The sequence below is a fragment of the Streptomyces sp. NPDC021093 genome (genome assembly GCF_044333135.1).
Classification (GTDB): Bacteria; Actinomycetota; Actinomycetes; order Streptomycetales; family Streptomycetaceae; genus Streptomyces.
Genome location: NZ_JBIRQJ010000007.1, coordinates 520460 through 535624, shown reverse-complemented (window position 1 = coordinate 535624; position 15165 = coordinate 520460). Strand labels below are relative to the sequence as shown.

At 70.1% G+C, this 15165-nt stretch carries 15 protein-coding genes; 11 read left to right on the top strand and 4 right to left on the bottom strand.

The window, feature by feature from the left end; genetic code table 11:
* Nucleotides 1-31 precede the first annotated feature (31 nt).
* The 5 genes from ACH4SP_RS24495 to ACH4SP_RS24475 all read left to right on the top strand — a co-directional run bounded on the left by ACH4SP_RS24495 (nt 32) and on the right by ACH4SP_RS24475 (nt 4505).
* The gene (locus ACH4SP_RS24495; protein ID WP_398417647.1) at nt 32-496 is read left to right on the top strand and encodes a hypothetical protein; all 465 of its coding nucleotides are present in this window, start codon (nt 32-34) and stop codon (nt 494-496) included.
* Nucleotides 497-859: 363 nt separating this feature from the next.
* Nucleotides 860-2056: a cyclic dehypoxanthinyl futalosine synthase gene (gene mqnC / locus ACH4SP_RS24490; RefSeq protein WP_398417646.1), complete on the top strand. Its 1197-nt coding sequence runs from the start codon at nt 860-862 to the stop codon at nt 2054-2056.
* Between the two features lie 7 nt (nt 2057-2063).
* Nucleotides 2064-2618 carry an imidazolonepropionase-like domain-containing protein gene (locus tag ACH4SP_RS24485; RefSeq protein ID WP_398417645.1) on the top strand — a complete coding sequence of 185 codons (555 nt, stop codon included), beginning with the start codon at nt 2064-2066 and terminating at the stop codon, nt 2616-2618.
* A gap of 217 nt (nt 2619-2835) precedes the next feature.
* Nucleotides 2836-3528, top strand: coding sequence for a demethylmenaquinone methyltransferase (locus ACH4SP_RS24480; protein WP_398417644.1), 693 nt, complete (start codon nt 2836-2838; stop codon nt 3526-3528).
* Nucleotides 3528-4505 carry a glutaminase gene (locus ACH4SP_RS24475; RefSeq protein WP_398417643.1) on the top strand — a complete coding sequence of 326 codons (978 nt, stop codon included), beginning with the start codon at nt 3528-3530 and terminating at the stop codon, nt 4503-4505. Before ACH4SP_RS24480 ends, ACH4SP_RS24475 begins: the two co-directional genes overlap by 1 nt.
* A gap of 197 nt (nt 4506-4702) precedes the next feature.
* On the opposite strand, the gene ACH4SP_RS24470 is transcribed toward ACH4SP_RS24475, so the two are convergent.
* On the bottom strand, nt 4703-5236 hold the full coding sequence (locus ACH4SP_RS24470) for a GNAT family N-acetyltransferase (protein WP_398417642.1): 534 nt from the start codon (nt 5234-5236) through the stop codon (nt 4703-4705).
* A gap of 117 nt (nt 5237-5353) precedes the next feature.
* Here ACH4SP_RS24470 and ACH4SP_RS24465 point away from each other — a divergent pair, with 117 nt between their 5' ends.
* Together ACH4SP_RS24465 and ACH4SP_RS24460 are read left to right on the top strand one after the other, a co-directional pair.
* A complete protein-coding gene (locus ACH4SP_RS24465) occupies nt 5354-6637 on the top strand; it encodes a geranylgeranyl reductase family protein (RefSeq protein ID WP_398417781.1) in 1284 nt (427 codons plus the stop codon).
* 246 nt (nt 6638-6883) lie between these two features.
* Nucleotides 6884-7810 (top strand): threonine/serine dehydratase, encoded by a 927-nt coding sequence (locus ACH4SP_RS24460; RefSeq protein WP_398417641.1) that lies wholly within the window; start codon nt 6884-6886, stop codon nt 7808-7810.
* A 97-nt stretch (nt 7811-7907) separates the two neighbouring features.
* Here ACH4SP_RS24460 and ACH4SP_RS24455 read toward each other — a convergent pair whose 3' ends face one another.
* The 3 genes from ACH4SP_RS24455 to ACH4SP_RS24445 form a co-directional block, all read right to left on the bottom strand.
* Nucleotides 7908-9224 carry a TolB family protein gene (locus tag ACH4SP_RS24455; protein ID WP_398417640.1) on the bottom strand — a complete coding sequence of 439 codons (1317 nt, stop codon included), beginning with the start codon at nt 9222-9224 and terminating at the stop codon, nt 7908-7910.
* A gap of 306 nt (nt 9225-9530) precedes the next feature.
* Nucleotides 9531-10394 (bottom strand): NAD(P)H-binding protein, encoded by an 864-nt coding sequence (locus tag ACH4SP_RS24450; RefSeq protein WP_398417639.1) that lies wholly within the window; start codon nt 10392-10394, stop codon nt 9531-9533.
* 174 nt (nt 10395-10568) lie between these two features.
* Nucleotides 10569-11444 (bottom strand): C40 family peptidase, encoded by an 876-nt coding sequence (locus ACH4SP_RS24445; RefSeq protein WP_398417638.1) that lies wholly within the window; start codon nt 11442-11444, stop codon nt 10569-10571.
* A 738-nt stretch (nt 11445-12182) separates the two neighbouring features.
* On the opposite strand from ACH4SP_RS24445, the gene ACH4SP_RS24440 reads away from it, so the two are divergent.
* Genes ACH4SP_RS24440 through ACH4SP_RS24425 form a run of 4 tightly spaced genes read left to right on the top strand, consistent with a single transcriptional unit; the run spans nt 12183 to nt 15165 of the window.
* Nucleotides 12183-12542 carry an NADH-quinone oxidoreductase subunit A gene (locus ACH4SP_RS24440; RefSeq protein ID WP_003967084.1) on the top strand — a complete coding sequence of 120 codons (360 nt, stop codon included), beginning with the start codon at nt 12183-12185 and terminating at the stop codon, nt 12540-12542.
* An 18-nt stretch (nt 12543-12560) separates the two neighbouring features.
* Nucleotides 12561-13115, top strand: coding sequence for a NuoB/complex I 20 kDa subunit family protein (locus ACH4SP_RS24435; protein WP_384350743.1), 555 nt, complete (start codon nt 12561-12563; stop codon nt 13113-13115).
* On the top strand, nt 13112-13828 hold the full coding sequence (locus tag ACH4SP_RS24430) for an NADH-quinone oxidoreductase subunit C (RefSeq protein WP_398417637.1): 717 nt from the start codon (nt 13112-13114) through the stop codon (nt 13826-13828). Before ACH4SP_RS24435 ends, ACH4SP_RS24430 begins: the two co-directional genes overlap by 4 nt.
* On the top strand, nt 13825-15165 hold the full coding sequence (locus ACH4SP_RS24425; RefSeq protein WP_398417636.1) for an NADH-quinone oxidoreductase subunit D: 1341 nt from the start codon (nt 13825-13827) through the stop codon (nt 15163-15165). Before ACH4SP_RS24430 ends, ACH4SP_RS24425 begins: the two co-directional genes overlap by 4 nt.

The following is a 15165-nucleotide window of genomic DNA, read 5'->3' as shown; positions in this document are numbered from 1 at the left end:
GGGAACCGGTGAGGAAGGGGTGCGGGGTGCTGTGGCAGGCTGCCCGGCCATGGTCTTCGTCCTGCGCCCCAGCACCGTCCCCACCGTCGCCGCCCGCGCGGTCATGTTCGCCGTCGGCGGTCCGATGCTCTTCGCCGCGGTCGGCTACCTCGCCGGCGGGCAGCCGTCCGTCGCACCGATTCCCGGCGGCCTGGCCCTGGTGTTCCTCGCACTGTGGTGGCTCCTGCGCGACCGGCTGCCCGCGGGCGACGCCAGGCGGCTCCAGAACAAGGGGAGTCTGCTGGCGCTGCTGTCCCTGGCGCTCCTCGGGGCGGCCGTCCTGCTGCTGGGCGCGGAGGACCGGATCGGGTACGTCCCGGGCGCGCTCGGCGGTCTGGCGTTCGCCGGCTGCGTGGGGTGGCGGATCGCGGTGGGACTGGCCACCCGGGAGGCGAAGAAGGCGCAGGCGGCAGCGGCCGTCGTCCCGGTGTGGCGGCGGCCGGTGCACGAGCAGTGAGGAGGCCGGTGCGCGAGCGGCGAGGCGGCCTGTGCGCGAGCGGTGAAGCGGCCCTGTACGCGAGCGGTGAGGAGACCAGTGCGCGTGTGGCGAATCAGCCCGTGCACGAGCGGTGAGGCGGCCCGTGCGCGTGTGGTGAAGCGGCCCTGTACGCGAGCGGTGAGGAGACCAGTGCGCGTGTGGCGAATCAGCCCGTGCGCGAGCCGGTGAGGCGGCCCGTGCGCGTGTGGTGAGGGTGGCCGTGTCGCGCCGCCGCACCCCGTGGCCGCCCACAGGAGCCGCGTCCCCCTGGCGTACGCTGGATCGGTCTTGCCGTACCGCCCCGCACCCCGCTGTGCACCCCCTTGGGAAGGAACCGCCCCGGTGACCGAGAAGGCCGACCTCCAGTCTGTCCTTGACCGTGCCGCCGAGGGTGGCCGCATCACTCCCGAGGAAGCGCTCGACCTGTACCGCGACGCCCCGCTGCACGCGCTGGGCCAGGCCGCCGACGCCGTGCGCCGCCGCCGGTACGCGGGTACCGAGGACATCGCGACGTACATCATCGAGCGCAACATCAACTACACGAACTCGTGCGTCACCGCGTGCAAGTTCTGCGCCTTCTTCGCGGCTCCCAAGAGCCCCGACGTGTGGACCCGCGACCTCGACGACATCCTGCGCCGCTGCGCGGAGACCGTCGAGCTGGGCGGCACCCAGATCATGTTCCAGGGCGGCCACCACCCGGACTACGGCGTCGAGTACTACGAAGAGCACTTCGCCGCGATCAAGAAGGCGTACCCGCAGCTGGTCATCCACTCCCTCGGCGCCTCCGAGATCGAGCACATGGCCCGCATCTCCAAGGTGTCGACGAAGGAAGCGATCCAGCGGATCCACGCCGCGGGACTCGACTCCTTCGCGGGCGCGGGCGCGGAGCTGCTCCCGGCCCGCCCCCGCAAGGCCATCGCGCCGCTCAAGGAGTCCGGCGAGCGCTGGCTGGAGATCATGGAGGAGGCGCACGGCCTTGGCGTCGAGTCGACGTCCACCATGCTCATGGGTACGGGCGAGACCAACGCCGAGCGCATCGAGCACCTGCGCATGATCCGTGACGTACAGGACCGGACGGGCGGCTTCCGCGCGTTCATCCCGTACACCTACCAGCCGCAGAACAACGCGCTGAAGGGCCGCACCCAGGCCACCCTCTTCGAGTACCTCCGCATGATCGCCATCGCGCGGATCTTCCTCGACAACGTCGCGCACATCCAGGGCTCCTGGCTGACCACCGGCAAGGAGGTCGGCCAGCTGTCCCTGCACTACGGCGCCGACGACCTCGGCTCGATCATGCTCGAAGAGAACGTCGTCTCGTCCGCCGGAGCCAAGCACCGCTCCAACCGGATGGAGATCATCGACCTGATCCGCAAGGCGGGCCGCGTCCCCGCCCAGCGCGCCACGACGTACGAGCACCTGGTCGTGCACACCGACCCGGCCGACGACCCGGTCGACGACCACGTCGTCTCGCACCTCTCCTCCACGGCGATCGAGGGCGGCACGGCCCACCCCGAGCTGAAGCTCCTCGCCTCCAACTGACGCGCCCGTGCTGACGATTCACCGGGTCCTGGGGATCCGGGACGCGGACGGTACGGAGAGCGTGGCCGGGGACGCGGTCGTCGTGGACGGCGACCGCATCGCCGCCGTCGGTACGTACGAGGAACTGGCCGAGCACTACGGACCCCGGGCCCGCACCCGCACCTGGGACGGGTACCTCACCCCCGGCCGCTACGAGCCGGACGCGGTCGCCCTGCTCCAGACGCACTACTGGCCCGACCCCCGCGAGGCCGACGTGCTCGGCACCGAGCCGCTCACCGGGCAGGCCCTGCACGACCTGGACCTGACGGACACCCGGTGGGGCGCGAGCGCCAGGCGGGGCGTGCAGCGGCTGCTCTCCCGGGGGACGACGGCGGTCGCGGGTCCTTTCACCCGTCCCGCCGTACGGGTCGCGGTCGAACGCTCGCCGGTCCGCGTGCTGCATGCGCCGCGCCCGAACCCGCTGACACCTTCGGCGGTGGCGGACTTCGCGGTGTTCGCGGAGCCGGGCGGGGAGTGTCTGGTGACGGTGGTCGGGGGACGACTGGTGTTCCGGCGGGCCTGATCCCCTGCGGGTGCGTGCGGGCCTGATCCGTGCGGGTACGTCGTGGCTGGTCGCGCCCACGCGGCGGAGCCGCATGATCAACACAGCCCCGCGCCCCTAACTGCCTGCCCCCGTGCAGGGGTCCGGGGCGTAGCCCCGGCAGGAACAGCAACCACCCACCGCGCCGCGAGGGAGAGCCCCCCACGCCCGCCGCCCAGGCACCCTGCACAATGGGCAGGTGACCCGAGCATCCCTGGACAAGCAGCCGCACGAAGTCGCTTCGATGTTCGACGGAGTGGCGGCGAACTACGACCTCACCAACACCGTCCTCTCCCTCGGGCAGGACCGTGCCTGGCGCAAGGAAGTGGCCAGGGCGGTGGATGCCGGGCCCGGGAAGCGGATCCTCGACCTCGCCGCCGGCACCGCCACCTCCTCGCTCCCCTTCGCGGCCACCGGGGCGTACGTCGTCCCCTGCGACTTCTCCATCGGGATGCTGCGGGAGGGCAAGCGGAAGCATCCGTACCTGCCGCTCACCGCCGGTGACGCGACGAAGCTGCCGTTCCAGGACGAGTCCTTCGACGTCGTCACCATCTCCTTCGGACTGCGCAACGTCGTCGACACGGACGCCGCGCTGAAGGAGCTGTACCGGGTGACGAAGAAGGGCGGCCGGGTGGTGATCTGCGAGTTCTCGCACCCCACCTGGGCGCCGTTCAGGACCGTCTACACCGAGTACCTGATGCGGGCGCTGCCGCCGGTCGCCACGGCCGTCTCCTCCAACCCGGAGGCGTACGTCTACCTCGCCGAGTCCATCCGCGCCTGGCCCGACCAGGCCGGCCTCGCCGCCAAGCTGCAGGGCGCCGGCTGGTCGAAGGTCGCCTGGCGCAACCTGACGGGCGGCGTCGTGGCACTGCACCGGGGCGTACGGGTCTGATGGGCGCCGCAGAGGCCGTGGAGTCCGAGCACGGGCGGGAGTCCGAGCTGGAGCAGCCCGTCGACTTCGACTTCCAGGGCATCCTGCGGCAGATCGAGGAGGACGTCCGCCCGCAGATCGGGGCGGGCCAGGTCGCCGCGTACATCCCGGCGCTGTCCTGCGTCGACCCCGGTGGCTTCGGCATGGCGATCGCCGACCTCGACGGCAAGGTGTACGGGGTGGGGGACTGGCAGCAGCCGTTCTCCACGCAGTCCATCACCAAGGTCTTCGCCCTCGCGCTGGCCCTCGCCCAGGGCGGCGACGACCTGTGGGAGAAGGTCGGACGGGAGCCCTCGGGCAACCCGTTCAACTCGCTCGTACAGCTGGAGTACGAGAACGGCATCCCGCGCAATCCCTTCATCAACGCGGGCGCCCTCGTCGTGACGGACCGGCTCCAGACCCTCACCGGCGACGCGAGCAGCGAACTCCTTGAGTTCGTACGGCAGGAGAGCGGCAACCCGGACGTCACCTTCGACCCGGAGGTCGCCGCCTCCGAGTCCGACAACGGCGACCGCAACGCCGCCCTCGCCCACTTCATGGCGGCGTACGGCAACATCGCCAACCCCATCCCGGCCCTCCTCGACCACTACTTCTGGCAGTGCTCGATCGAGATGAACTGCTCCGACCTGGCGCTGGCCACCCGCTTCCTGGCCCGGCACGGGCTGCGCGCGGACGGGACGCGGCTGCTGCCGCGCAGGCTCGCCAAGCAGATCAACGCGGTGATGATGACCTGCGGGACGTACGACGCGGCGGGCGAGTTCGCGTACCGGGTCGGGCTGCCGGGCAAGAGCGGCGTCGGCGGCGGGATCGTGGCCGTCGTGCCGGGGGTGTGCACGGTGTGCGTGTGGAGCCCGGGGCTCGACCCGCAGGGGAACTCGGTGGCGGGCATAGCGGCACTGGACCGGTTCACGACGCTGACGGGACTCTCGGTCTTCTGACGTTCGTTGCTGACGTCTGTGGCTGACGTCCGTTGCTGACGTGCATTGCCGACGTGAGCCCTGGCCGACGTGAGCCCCTGTCGACGTGAGCCCTGCCGACGTGAGCCCTGCCGACGTGAGCCCTGTCGGCATGAGCCCTGTCGGCGGCCCGCACGCCGCCGACAGGGCTGGGTCACGACCTGCTCAGAGCCCCGGCCTCACAGCTCCAGCCGGAAGCAGTAACCCGACCGCTCCGGCTCGGAGTCCGGCACGGCGAAGGTCTCCGCGTGCCGCATCCCCAGCCGCTCGGCGACGGCGATGGAACGGGCGTTGCGCGAGTCCACCATCGCGGCCACCTCCGGTACGCCGGCCGCCCGTACCCGCTCCACGGTGACCTGCGCGGCGGCGGTGGCGTATCCGCGCCCCCAGTAGGCGCGGCCGAGCCGCCAGCCGATCTCGATCTCGCCGACCGGCCCGAAGTGGGTGTGCGGCCACGGCTGGGCGCCGGTGAAGCCGATCACCGCGTCGTCCTCGTCGAGCAGCGTCCAGAGACAGAAGCCCAGTTCGGCGTCGTGCTTGCGCTGGCGCGCGGTCAGCTCCTCGTACACGGAAACGCCGCGCGGCTTCCCGCCGTGGAACTCCATGACCTCCGGGTTCTTGAACACGTCGTACCAGGCGTACGCGTCCTCCTCGGTCGGCACGCGCAGCCGCACGGTGGGGAGTATGCGGGACGCAGGGGGCGTGAGGGTCATGTGGGCAGCCCTTCAGATGAGTGAGAGGTACGCCCCCATAGACTGCCCCTTGCCCTGTGCCGTCAAGGCACACCTCCGACATCGAGTCTTACGGGAGACCCCGCCGTGACCGAGCCCGTGACCGCGACCCCCTCCGAGCACAGCGCAGATGTGATCGTCGTCGGGGCCGGACCAGCCGGCTCCGCGACCGCCTACTACCTCGCCAAGTCGGGCCTGGACGTACTGCTCCTCGAAAAGACCGCGTTCCCGCGCGAGAAGGTCTGCGGCGACGGTCTCACCCCCCGCGCCACCAAGCAGCTGGTGTCGATGGGCATCGACATCTCCGAGGAAGCGGGCTGGCTGCGCAACAAGGGCCTGCGCATCATCGGCGGCGGCCAGCGCCTCCAGCTGGACTGGCCGGAGCTCGCCTCGTACCCGGACTACGGACTGGTCCGCAAGCGCGACGACTTCGACGAGCAGCTCGCCCGGCAGGCGCAGAAGGCGGGCGCGCGGCTGCACGAGCGCTGCAACGTCGGCGCCCCGATCCTGGACAAGCGCACCGGCCGCATCACGGGCGTCGAGGCCAAGCTCGGCGAGGAGAAGCTGCCCGTCACCTTCCACGCCCCGCTCGTGGTCGCCGCCGACGGCAACTCGACGCGGCTGTCCATCGCCATGGGCCTGCACCGCCGCGACGACCGCCCGATGGGCATCGCCGTCCGCACGTACTTCACCTCGCCCCGCCACGACGACGACTACCTGGAGTCCTGGCTGGAACTGTGGGACCGGCGCGGCCCCCAGGACCGGCTGCTCCCCGGCTACGGCTGGATCTTCGGCATGGGCGACGGCACGTCCAACGTGGGCCTCGGCATCCTCAACTCCTCGAAGGCGTTCAAGGAACTGGACTGGCGCGAGGTCCTCAAGGCCTGGTGCGCGTCGATGCCCGCCGAGTGGGGCTACACGCCCGAGAACATGACGATGCCGATCCGCGGCGCCGCCCTCCCCATGGCCTTCAACCGCCAGCCCCACTACACCAAGGGCCTGCTCCTGGTCGGTGACGCGGGCGGCATGGTCAACCCGTTCAACGGCGAGGGCATCGCCTACGCGATGGAGTCCGGCCAGATCGCCTCCGAGGTCATCGTGCAGGCGCACGCCCGCGCGACCCCCGCCCAGCGCGAGATGGCCCTGGCCCGCTACCCGCAGGTCCTGAAGGACACGTACGGCGGCTACTACACGATGGGCCGCGCCTTCGTGAAGCTGATCGGCAACCCCAAGATCATGAAGCTGGCGGCGGAACGCGGTCTCACGCACCCCGTCCTGATGCGCTTCACCCTGAAGATGCTGGCCAACCTGACCGACCCGACGGGCGGAGACGCGATGGACCGCATCATCAACGGACTGGCGAAGGTGGCTCCGAACTCGTAGTCCGCCCGGGGTACTTCACTCAGCCCGTCCGGCGTTTGAGGACGCGCGGCGCAGCCGTGCACCGGGCGCAGACCGGAACCCCCGCCCCCACCGGCGCCAGCCGTGAACCGCCCTGCGGCGAGCAGTTTCGGGAAGGGGCGGGGAGGGGCAGGCGCCGCAGGCAACCCGCACCACCCACCGGCCCGCACCGCGCCCGCCCGCCCCGCGCCTGACGCGCATGCCCTCCCCCGGACCTCGGAGCTCCCCGTGCCCCACCCCACCCCCTTCTCCCTCACCCCCGGCGAGATCAAGACCGCCGCCGACCGCATCGCCACTCACGTGCGGCCCGTCACGGTGGCCCAGACGTCTCCCGGCCTGTTCCTCGCCCTCGAATTCATGCAGCACACCGGCAGCTTCAAGGCCCGCGGTGCCATGAACTTCCTGCTCGCCCACCGCGAGGCGGGCCTGCTGCCCGAGGCCGGCCTGACCATCGCCTCCGGCGGCAACGCGGGCCTCGCGTGTGCCTGGGCCGCGCGCGAGCACGGCGTGCGCGCCACCGTCTTCCTCCCGGAGACCGCCCCGCCGGTGAAGGTCGCCAGGCTCCGCTCGTACGGTGCCGACGTACGCCTCACCGGCACCCGCTACGACGAGGCCCGCGCCGCCTGCGAGGAGTTCGCCACGACCTCGGGCGCGCTCGCCTCGCACGCGTACGACCACCCGCTGATCGCGGCCGGCGCGGGCACGCTGACGGAGGAGATCCTGCGGCGGGTACCGGGCGGGCTCGACACGCTGGTGGTGTCGGTGGGCGGCGGCGGCCTCTTCGCCGGAGTGGCAACCGCCGCGCTGGACAAGGGAATTGAGGTCGTCGCCGTCGAACCGGAGAACTGCCGCGCCCTGAACGCGGCCCTCGCCGCGGGCCGCGTCGTCGACTCCGCCGTGGACTCGGTCGCCGCGGACTCGCTCGGTGCGACGAGGGTCTCGGAGGCCGCGCTCACCGTCGCCCGCCGCGAGGGCGTGCGCTCCGTGCTCGTACCGGACGAGGCGATCGTACGAGCACGGCAGCAGCTGTGGGACGAGCACCGCCTCGCCGTCGAACACGCCGCGGCGACGGCCCACGCCTACGCGCCGAAGCCCGGAGAACGCGCCGCGATCGTCCTCTGCGGCGCGAACACGGGCCTCGGCGACCTGACTTAGGACAGGTTCATCTGGCTCATCCGGCTCATCTGGCTCATCTGGCTCATCTGGCTCATCTGGTTCATCTGGTTCATCTGGTTCATCTGGTTCGTCCGGTTCATCCGCGCAGACGCCGCACGAAACCGTCCCCCACGCCATTGGTGTCACCGGGGACGAGGTCGGGCGCCGTCGAGAAGAAGCCGAGCAGCCGTCCCTTGTCGGCGAACGCGGCGGGTGCCGCGTAGCCCCCGGTCTGCGGTCCTCCCGCGAGCGTGCGGGTGACGAGCTGGGTGCGGCCGGTCCCCAGGTCCCGTACGTGGACGTTGTTCACGGTCGGTCCGTCGCCCGGGGTGTCGTCGGTCATGTAGGCGAGCCGGCGGCCGTCGGGGCTGAGCAGACCGCCGCCCAGCTCGCCCTTGCCCTCGTGCGTGACCCACCGGGTCTTCCCCGTACGGCTGTCGAAGAGGTAGAGCTCCCAGGTGTACGAGGGCGCCCCGGGGACCGTGCTCTCGTCGAAGGAGGTGTACGAGACGAGGCTGCCGTCCGCGGACAGGCTGGTGCCCGCCGGCGTGCCGTTGGTGGGGCTGCCGTCGGATGCGGCGTTCACCAGCTTCTGCTCGCCGGAGCGCAGGTCGGCCAGCCACAGCTCGTGGCGTCCGCCGCGCGGGTGCCGCTGCACATAGGCCAGGTGGCTGCCGTCGGCGCTCAGATTGAGGCCGAAGACGTACCAGTCCGCGGGGATGTGGTCGCTGATCCGCTTGGCGGTGCCGGTGCGGCGGTCGACGACGTACGCGAGGTTCTGGTCCTTCGGGTCGCCCTCCATCTGCTTCGACGAGGCGTCGAAGGCGATGTACCGGCCGTCGGCGGACATGGAGAGGTTGTCGAAGGTGTGGGCGGAGCCGCCGCCGGGGGTGGTGCTCACCCGTTCCGTGCGGCCGGTGCGACGGTCGTGCAGGTAGACGTCCTGCGCGTACGTGGGCGGGGTCGGCCACTCGACGAGGTTCGTCGCCGAGGACATGAAGGCGACGTACCGGCCGTCGGCGCTGATCTCCGCGTAGTGGCTGGTGCCGTTCGCCTGCGTCCCGTCGGACGCCACGTTGACCCGCTCGACGGTGCCCCGGCTCAGGTCCCGGACGAACACGTCGTTCTGCTTGTTGGTGTCGCCCGGCACCACACCGGAGTCCCCCGAGGTGAACACGGCATAGCGCCCGTCGGCGCTCAGCCCGTTGACGCTCGTGGCCTCCTGGAGCTGCTTGCCGGTCGACGACAGCGTCACGCGCTCGGCCTGCGGTGCTGTCGTCGGTGCTGCTGCTGCCGGTGCGGCTGCCGCTGCTGGTGTCGCTGCTGGTGCCGCTGCCGCTGCCGGTGTCGGCGCCGCCGTCGATGACGTCGCCGACACCGCGACCATCGCTCCCGCGAGCACGGCGATGGACATCCCCCGAGTACTTCTGAACACGGTTCCCCCCGTTGCGCTTCGCCCCCGGCCGTCTGCCGAGGGGCCACAGCGAGGCAAACGCACCGCCTGCCACCGCGTCAATCCCCGAAAATGACCACAACCAGGGCGTGCGCTCATGCGTCTACGGGGGAATCGCGAGGTGAACCGGGCGAGGAACTGGGAGGTGAACCGCGAGGTGAATCGCGAGGTGAACCGCAGGTGAATCGCGAGGTGAACCGCGTCCAGGAACCCCGTTACGCAGCAGGAGACTTGTGCCCCCGCCTCAGCGCCTGTGCCGCCGCCCCCTCAGCGGAAGTCCTCCGCATGGTCCCTGGCCCACTCCTCGTACGTACGCCCCGGGCGCCCCAGCGCCTCGGCGAGGTCAGGCCAGGGGTCCATCAACTTCTCGAACGCCAGGTTCGGACCGGTGTCGTCCCCGCCGTCGAAACTCACGAAGCCGAGCAGCAGATCGGCCGACCGGGCGGCGAATCCGCCCTGCGCGTGCAGGATCTCGCGGGCCCGCTCCCGCGAGACCTCGTCGTACCGCACCTCCTCGCCCAGCGCCGCTCCGATCGCCGCGACCTGCTCGCGGACGGTGACGCGGGCGGGGCCGGTGAGGGTGTACGCCTTGCCCTGGTGGCCCTCCTCCAGGAGCGCGGCGACGGCCACGGCGGCAACGTCCGCCTCGTGGATGGGCGATGCGCCCGGATCGTCCCCGTACGGGTAGTGCACCACCCGCTCGGAGCGCACCATCGGCGCCCACACCTGGAGCAGGTTGGTCATGAATCCGGCCGGCCTGACGAAGGTCCACTCCAGCCCGGATTCCCTGACGGCCTCCTCGACCACCGGATGCACCACGGTGTCCATGCCGACCGTCACGGAGGCGGCGGACAGCACGACGATCCGACGCACCCCGGCCTCCTTGGCGAGAGCGACGACCTCGCGCGCCGTGCCGGGGGAGGGGAAGAGGTAGAGCCGGTCCACGCCCCGCAGGGCGGGCACGAGGCTGCTGGGATCGTCGAGGTCCCCGCCGACGACCTCGGCCCCGGCGGGCAGGGCGGCCTCGGCCGGGCGGCGGGTGAGTGCCCGCACACTCTCCCCGGCAGCGAGCAGTTGAGCGACGACCTGACGGCCGATTACACCGGTGGCCCCGGTAACAAGAATGGTCATGCCCGTCACGCTAAGTCCCAACCGCCCCTCCAGGCAGCCGAGTTAAGAGTTTTCACACTCCCGGATGCCTGGATGCATCCCGGACGCTGCCGGAAACGCCCGAGGGCCGCCGTCCCCGAGCGGGGGGACGACGGCCCTCGGCCGTACAGCTGAAGCAGGGAACGCGGAGCGAGATCAGAGCACGCGCACGGCGCCGGTCGGCGGGTCGTACGACAGCGGACGCTCCACCACACCGGTGCCGGAGTTCTGCGCACCGACGAAGTTGCCGCCGCCCACGTAGATGCCCACGTGGTACGCGCTGCCCGCGCCACCCCAGTAAAGGATGTCGCCCGGCTGCAGGTTGCCGAGTCCGACCTGCGTACCGCGGGTGGACTGGTCCTGCGAGACGCGCGGCAGGTCGACACCGATGGTGCGGTACGCGGCCTGGACCAGGCTGGAGCAGTCCCACGCGCTCGGGCCGGTGCTGCCCAGGACGTACGCGTCGCCGATGTGCGAGCGCACGAAGGAGATGACGGACGCGGCGCTTCCGGTCGCGGACGACGAGGAAGCCGAGCTGCCGGAGCCCTCGGAGGACGACGAGGACTTGGAGGAGTACGAGCTGAGGGAGGAGCGCTCGGAGGAACGCGAGGCGCGCTCCTGCTCGGCCTCCTGCTCGGCCTTCTCCTCGGCCTTCTTGCGGGCGGCCTCCTCGGCCTTCTTCTCGGCCTCCGCCTTGCGGTCCGCCTCGGCCTTGGCCTTCTTGGCGTCCTTCATGGCGGTTTCGGCCGCGGCGTCCTGGCGGACCTGGCGGTCGTACTCGAAGGCGATCTGCTGCGTCGCCTCGACGGCGGTGTTGACCGTGGCGGCGGACTGGGCGGGGGTGGCAGCGGCGGTGGTCGTCAGCTGGGGCATCTCGACGGTCTCGTGCACCGGATCCGCGTTCGCCGGAGCCGCCGCACCAGCCACCGCGATGGTGCTGAGGACGCCACCGGCAACTCCGGCACGGAGCGCCATCTTCGAGGCGCTGCGGCGGGGCTTCCGGTGGCTGGGTATGTGAGCGGTGTGGGACATGAGAACAACCGCTATCAGAGGTAACGAGTCGGCATCAAGAAACGTGGTCTCCGCCACAGTTGCCATCCAGCGGCCCGAATTCCGCGTCCGCGCGCCCTTATTGACGCCGTAAAGGGCAAAACGGGCATGGCCGATCAGCCCTGTGATCATGGGGTTTCCGCGATACGTCCGAAATGCCCCGACGCCTACCATCCGTTCACACGCATGGCCAAGCCCGCTTTTCTGACGACCCCTTAGGGGTGACGCAGGTCACAATCGCGGCCCGCCCTGCCGGCTTGTCCGCTCGTGAACGCGCGCACGAGTCCACTCGCCTCCCTGAACCCCCTCGCGAGAGTGAGGCGGAAGCGAGTTCGGGGCCTCTATCACTGGAGCCCGTCCATCACCAATTTGCCTGTAGGTGCCACCTCTTGATAGAGCGACACCTCTCCGACCAGCGGTAACACCACCGAATGTCACGTCAGGTGATCACTTGCGTGCTTCCGGTACGTAGATCACCGTGCATCCGCGTTCATGATCCTTCGTCAGGTGGTGGAGATCACAAAGGCGTTGTCGTACCCCGTGTCGCAGATCACAGACCGGCAGGCATAGGATGCGGGGCAGTCAGGCTTGTGAACTGCCTCACATATCCGCGATCTTCATACGGTTCTTCCGCGGCGAGGCGCACCGGCCCCCCGCGACGGGGCAAGTTCGAGCCCGGCGCGGTCCAACGGTCAAGGACGACTGGAAGGAGCGAGGAGGGTGAATGCTTACGCGCCCATCCTTGTGCTCGGCGCCCTCGGGGCAGGGTTTGCGATCTTCTCCGTGGTCATGGCCACGCTTATCGGCCCCAAGCGCTACAACCGGGCAAAGCTCGAAGCGTACGAGTGCGGCATCGAGCCCACTCCCACGCCGGCCGGAGGCGGCCGCTTTCCCATCAAGTACTACCTGACGGCGATGCTGTTCATCGTCTTCGACATCGAGATCGTCTTCCTCTACCCCTGGGCGGTCTCCTTCGACGCCCTGGGGATTTTCGGGCTCGTCGAGATGCTCCTCTTCGTGCTCACCGTTTTTGTCGCGTACGCGTACGTATGGCGTCGCGGCGGCCTGGAATGGGACTGAGGGGCTGAGGGATCACCCATGGGACTCGAAGAGAAACTGCCGAGCGGATTTCTGCTGACGACGGTCGAACAGGCCGCGGGCTGGGTGCGGAAGTCCTCCGTCTTCCCCGCGACGTTCGGCCTCGCCTGCTGCGCCATCGAGATGATGACGACGGGAGCGGGCCGGTACGACCTGGCCCGCTTCGGCATGGAGGTCTTCCGCGGTTCACCGCGGCAGGCCGACCTGATGATCGTGGCCGGCCGGGTCAGCCAGAAGATGGCGCCGGTGCTGCGACAGGTCTACGACCAGATGCCGAACCCCAAGTGGGTCATTTCCATGGGGGTTTGCGCCTCCTCGGGCGGCATGTTCAACAACTACGCGATCGTGCAGGGCGTCGACCACATCGTGCCGGTCGACATCTACCTGCCGGGCTGTCCGCCCCGCCCCGAGATGCTGATCGACGCGATCCTCAAGCTCCACCAGAAGATCCAGGGCTCCAAGCTCGGCGTCAACGCGGAGGAAGCGGCCCGCGAGGCGGAGGAAGCAGCACTCAAGGCGCTCCCCACGATCGAGATGAAGGGGCTGCTCCGGTGAGCGAGCAACACGAGGGCACGCCGAACGGCGTCCCCGCCCAGCGTGCGGACACCGGCGAGGTCCTCCGCACCCGCAAGGGCATGTTCGGCGCCAACAACGGCGGCGACACCACCGGTTACGGCGGGCTCGTCCGCACCGTCACCTTCCCCGGCGAATCGTCCCGCCCCTACGGGGGGTGGTTCGACGAGGTCGCCGACGAACTCGAAGGCGCCCTGGAGGAGCAGGACCTGCTCCCCTCGCACGCCATCGAGAAGACGGTCGTCGACCGCGGCGAACTCACCTTCCACATCGCCCGCGAGCACCTGCTGCAGGTCGCCCGCACACTGCGCGACGACCCGGCCCTGCGCTTCGAACTGTGCACCGGCGTCAGCGGCGTGCACTTCCTGGAGGACAAGGGCCGCGAGCTGCACGCGGTCTACCACCTGCGCTCGCTCACCCACGGCCGGCTGATCCGCCTCGAAGTCAGCGCCCCCGACGCCGACCCGCACGTCCCGTCCCTGGTCTCGGTCTACCCGACCAACGACTGGCACGAGCGCGAGGCGTACGACTTCTTCGGCCTGGTCTTCGACGGCCACCCCGCCCTGACCCGGATCATGATGCCGGACGACTGGCAGGGCTTCCCGCAGCGCAAGGACTACCCCCTCGGCGGCATCGCCGTCGAGTACAAGGGCGCCCAGATCCCGGCTCCGGACCAGCGGAGGTCGTACTCGTGACCACCCCCTCTTCATCCCCCACTTCCGCCTCGGCCCGCGAGACCACCGAAGGCACCGTCTACACGGTCACCGGCGGCGACTGGGACGAGGTCGTGCAGGCCGCGTCGAAGGCCGACGACGAGCGCATCGTCGTCAACATGGGTCCCCAGCACCCCTCCACGCACGGCGTGCTCCGCCTCATCCTGGAGATCGACGGCGAGACCGTCACCGAGGCCCGCTGCGGCATCGGCTACCTCCACACCGGCATCGAGAAGAACCTCGAATTCCGGAACTGGACGCAGGGCACCACCTTCGTCACGCGCATGGACTACCTGACGCCGTTCTTCAACGAGACGGCGTACTGCCTGGGCGTCGAGAAGCTGCTCGGCATCACCGACCAGATCCCCGACCGCGCCAGCATCATCCGCGTCCTGCTGATGGAGCTGAACCGGCTCTCCTCCCACCTGGTGTGCATCGCCACCGGTGGCATGGAGCTCGGCGCGACCACGATCATGATCTACGGCTTCCGGGACCGCGAACTCATCCTGGACGTCTTCGAGCTGATCACCGGGCTGCGGATGAACCACGCCTTCGTCCGCCCCGGCGGCCTCGCCCAGGACCTCCCGCCCGGGGCCATGGACAAGCTCGGCGAGCTCCTGAAGACCATGCGCAAGAACCTGCCGGAGTACGACAAGCTCGCCACCGGCAACCCCATCTTCAAGGCCCGTATGCAGGACGTCGGCTACCTCGACCTCACCGGCTGCATGGCCCTCGGCGCCACCGGGCCCGTGCTCCGCTCGGCCGGCCTGCCGCACGACCTGCGCAAGACCGACCCGTACTGCGGCTACGAGACCTACGACTTCGAGGTCCCCACCGCCGACACCTGCGACTCCTACGGCCGCTTCCTGATCCGGCTCGAAGAGATGCGCCAGTCCCTCGACATCGTCGAGCAGTGCCTGGAGCGGCTCAAGAAGCCCGGTGACGTCATGGTCGCGGACAAGAAGATCGCCTGGCCCGCCCAACTGGCCATCGGCGCCGACGGTCTCGGCAACTCGCTCGACCACATCAAGAAGATCATGGGCACCTCCATGGAGGCCCTGATCCACCACTTCAAGCTGGTCACCGAGGGCTTCCGGGTCCCGGCCGGCCAGGCCTACGCGGCCGTCGAGTCCCCCAAGGGCGAACTCGGCGTGCACGTCGTCTCCGACGGCGGCACCCGCCCCTACCGGGTCCACTTCCGCGACCCGTCCTTCACCAACCTCCAGGCCATGGCGGCGATGTGCGAGGGCGGCCAGGTCGCCGACGTCATCGTCGCCGTCGCGTCCATCGACCCCGTGATGGGAGGCGTCGACCGATGA

Coding starts and splice junctions, on each gene's coding strand:
- ACH4SP_RS24475 (WP_398417643.1), top strand. CDS start 3,528: ATGGGCGCCGCAGAGGCCGTGGAGTCCGAGCACGGGCGGGAGTCCGAG.
- ACH4SP_RS24470 (WP_398417642.1), bottom strand. CDS start 5,236: ATGACCCTCACGCCCCCTGCGTCCCGCATACTCCCCACCGTGCGGCTG.
- ACH4SP_RS24455 (WP_398417640.1), bottom strand. CDS start 9,224: ATGTCCATCGCCGTGCTCGCGGGAGCGATGGTCGCGGTGTCGGCGACG.
- ACH4SP_RS24450 (WP_398417639.1), bottom strand. CDS start 10,394: ATGACCATTCTTGTTACCGGGGCCACCGGTGTAATCGGCCGTCAGGTC.
- ACH4SP_RS24445 (WP_398417638.1), bottom strand. CDS start 11,444: ATGTCCCACACCGCTCACATACCCAGCCACCGGAAGCCCCGCCGCAGC.
- ACH4SP_RS24435 (WP_384350743.1), top strand. CDS start 12,561: ATGGGACTCGAAGAGAAACTGCCGAGCGGATTTCTGCTGACGACGGTC.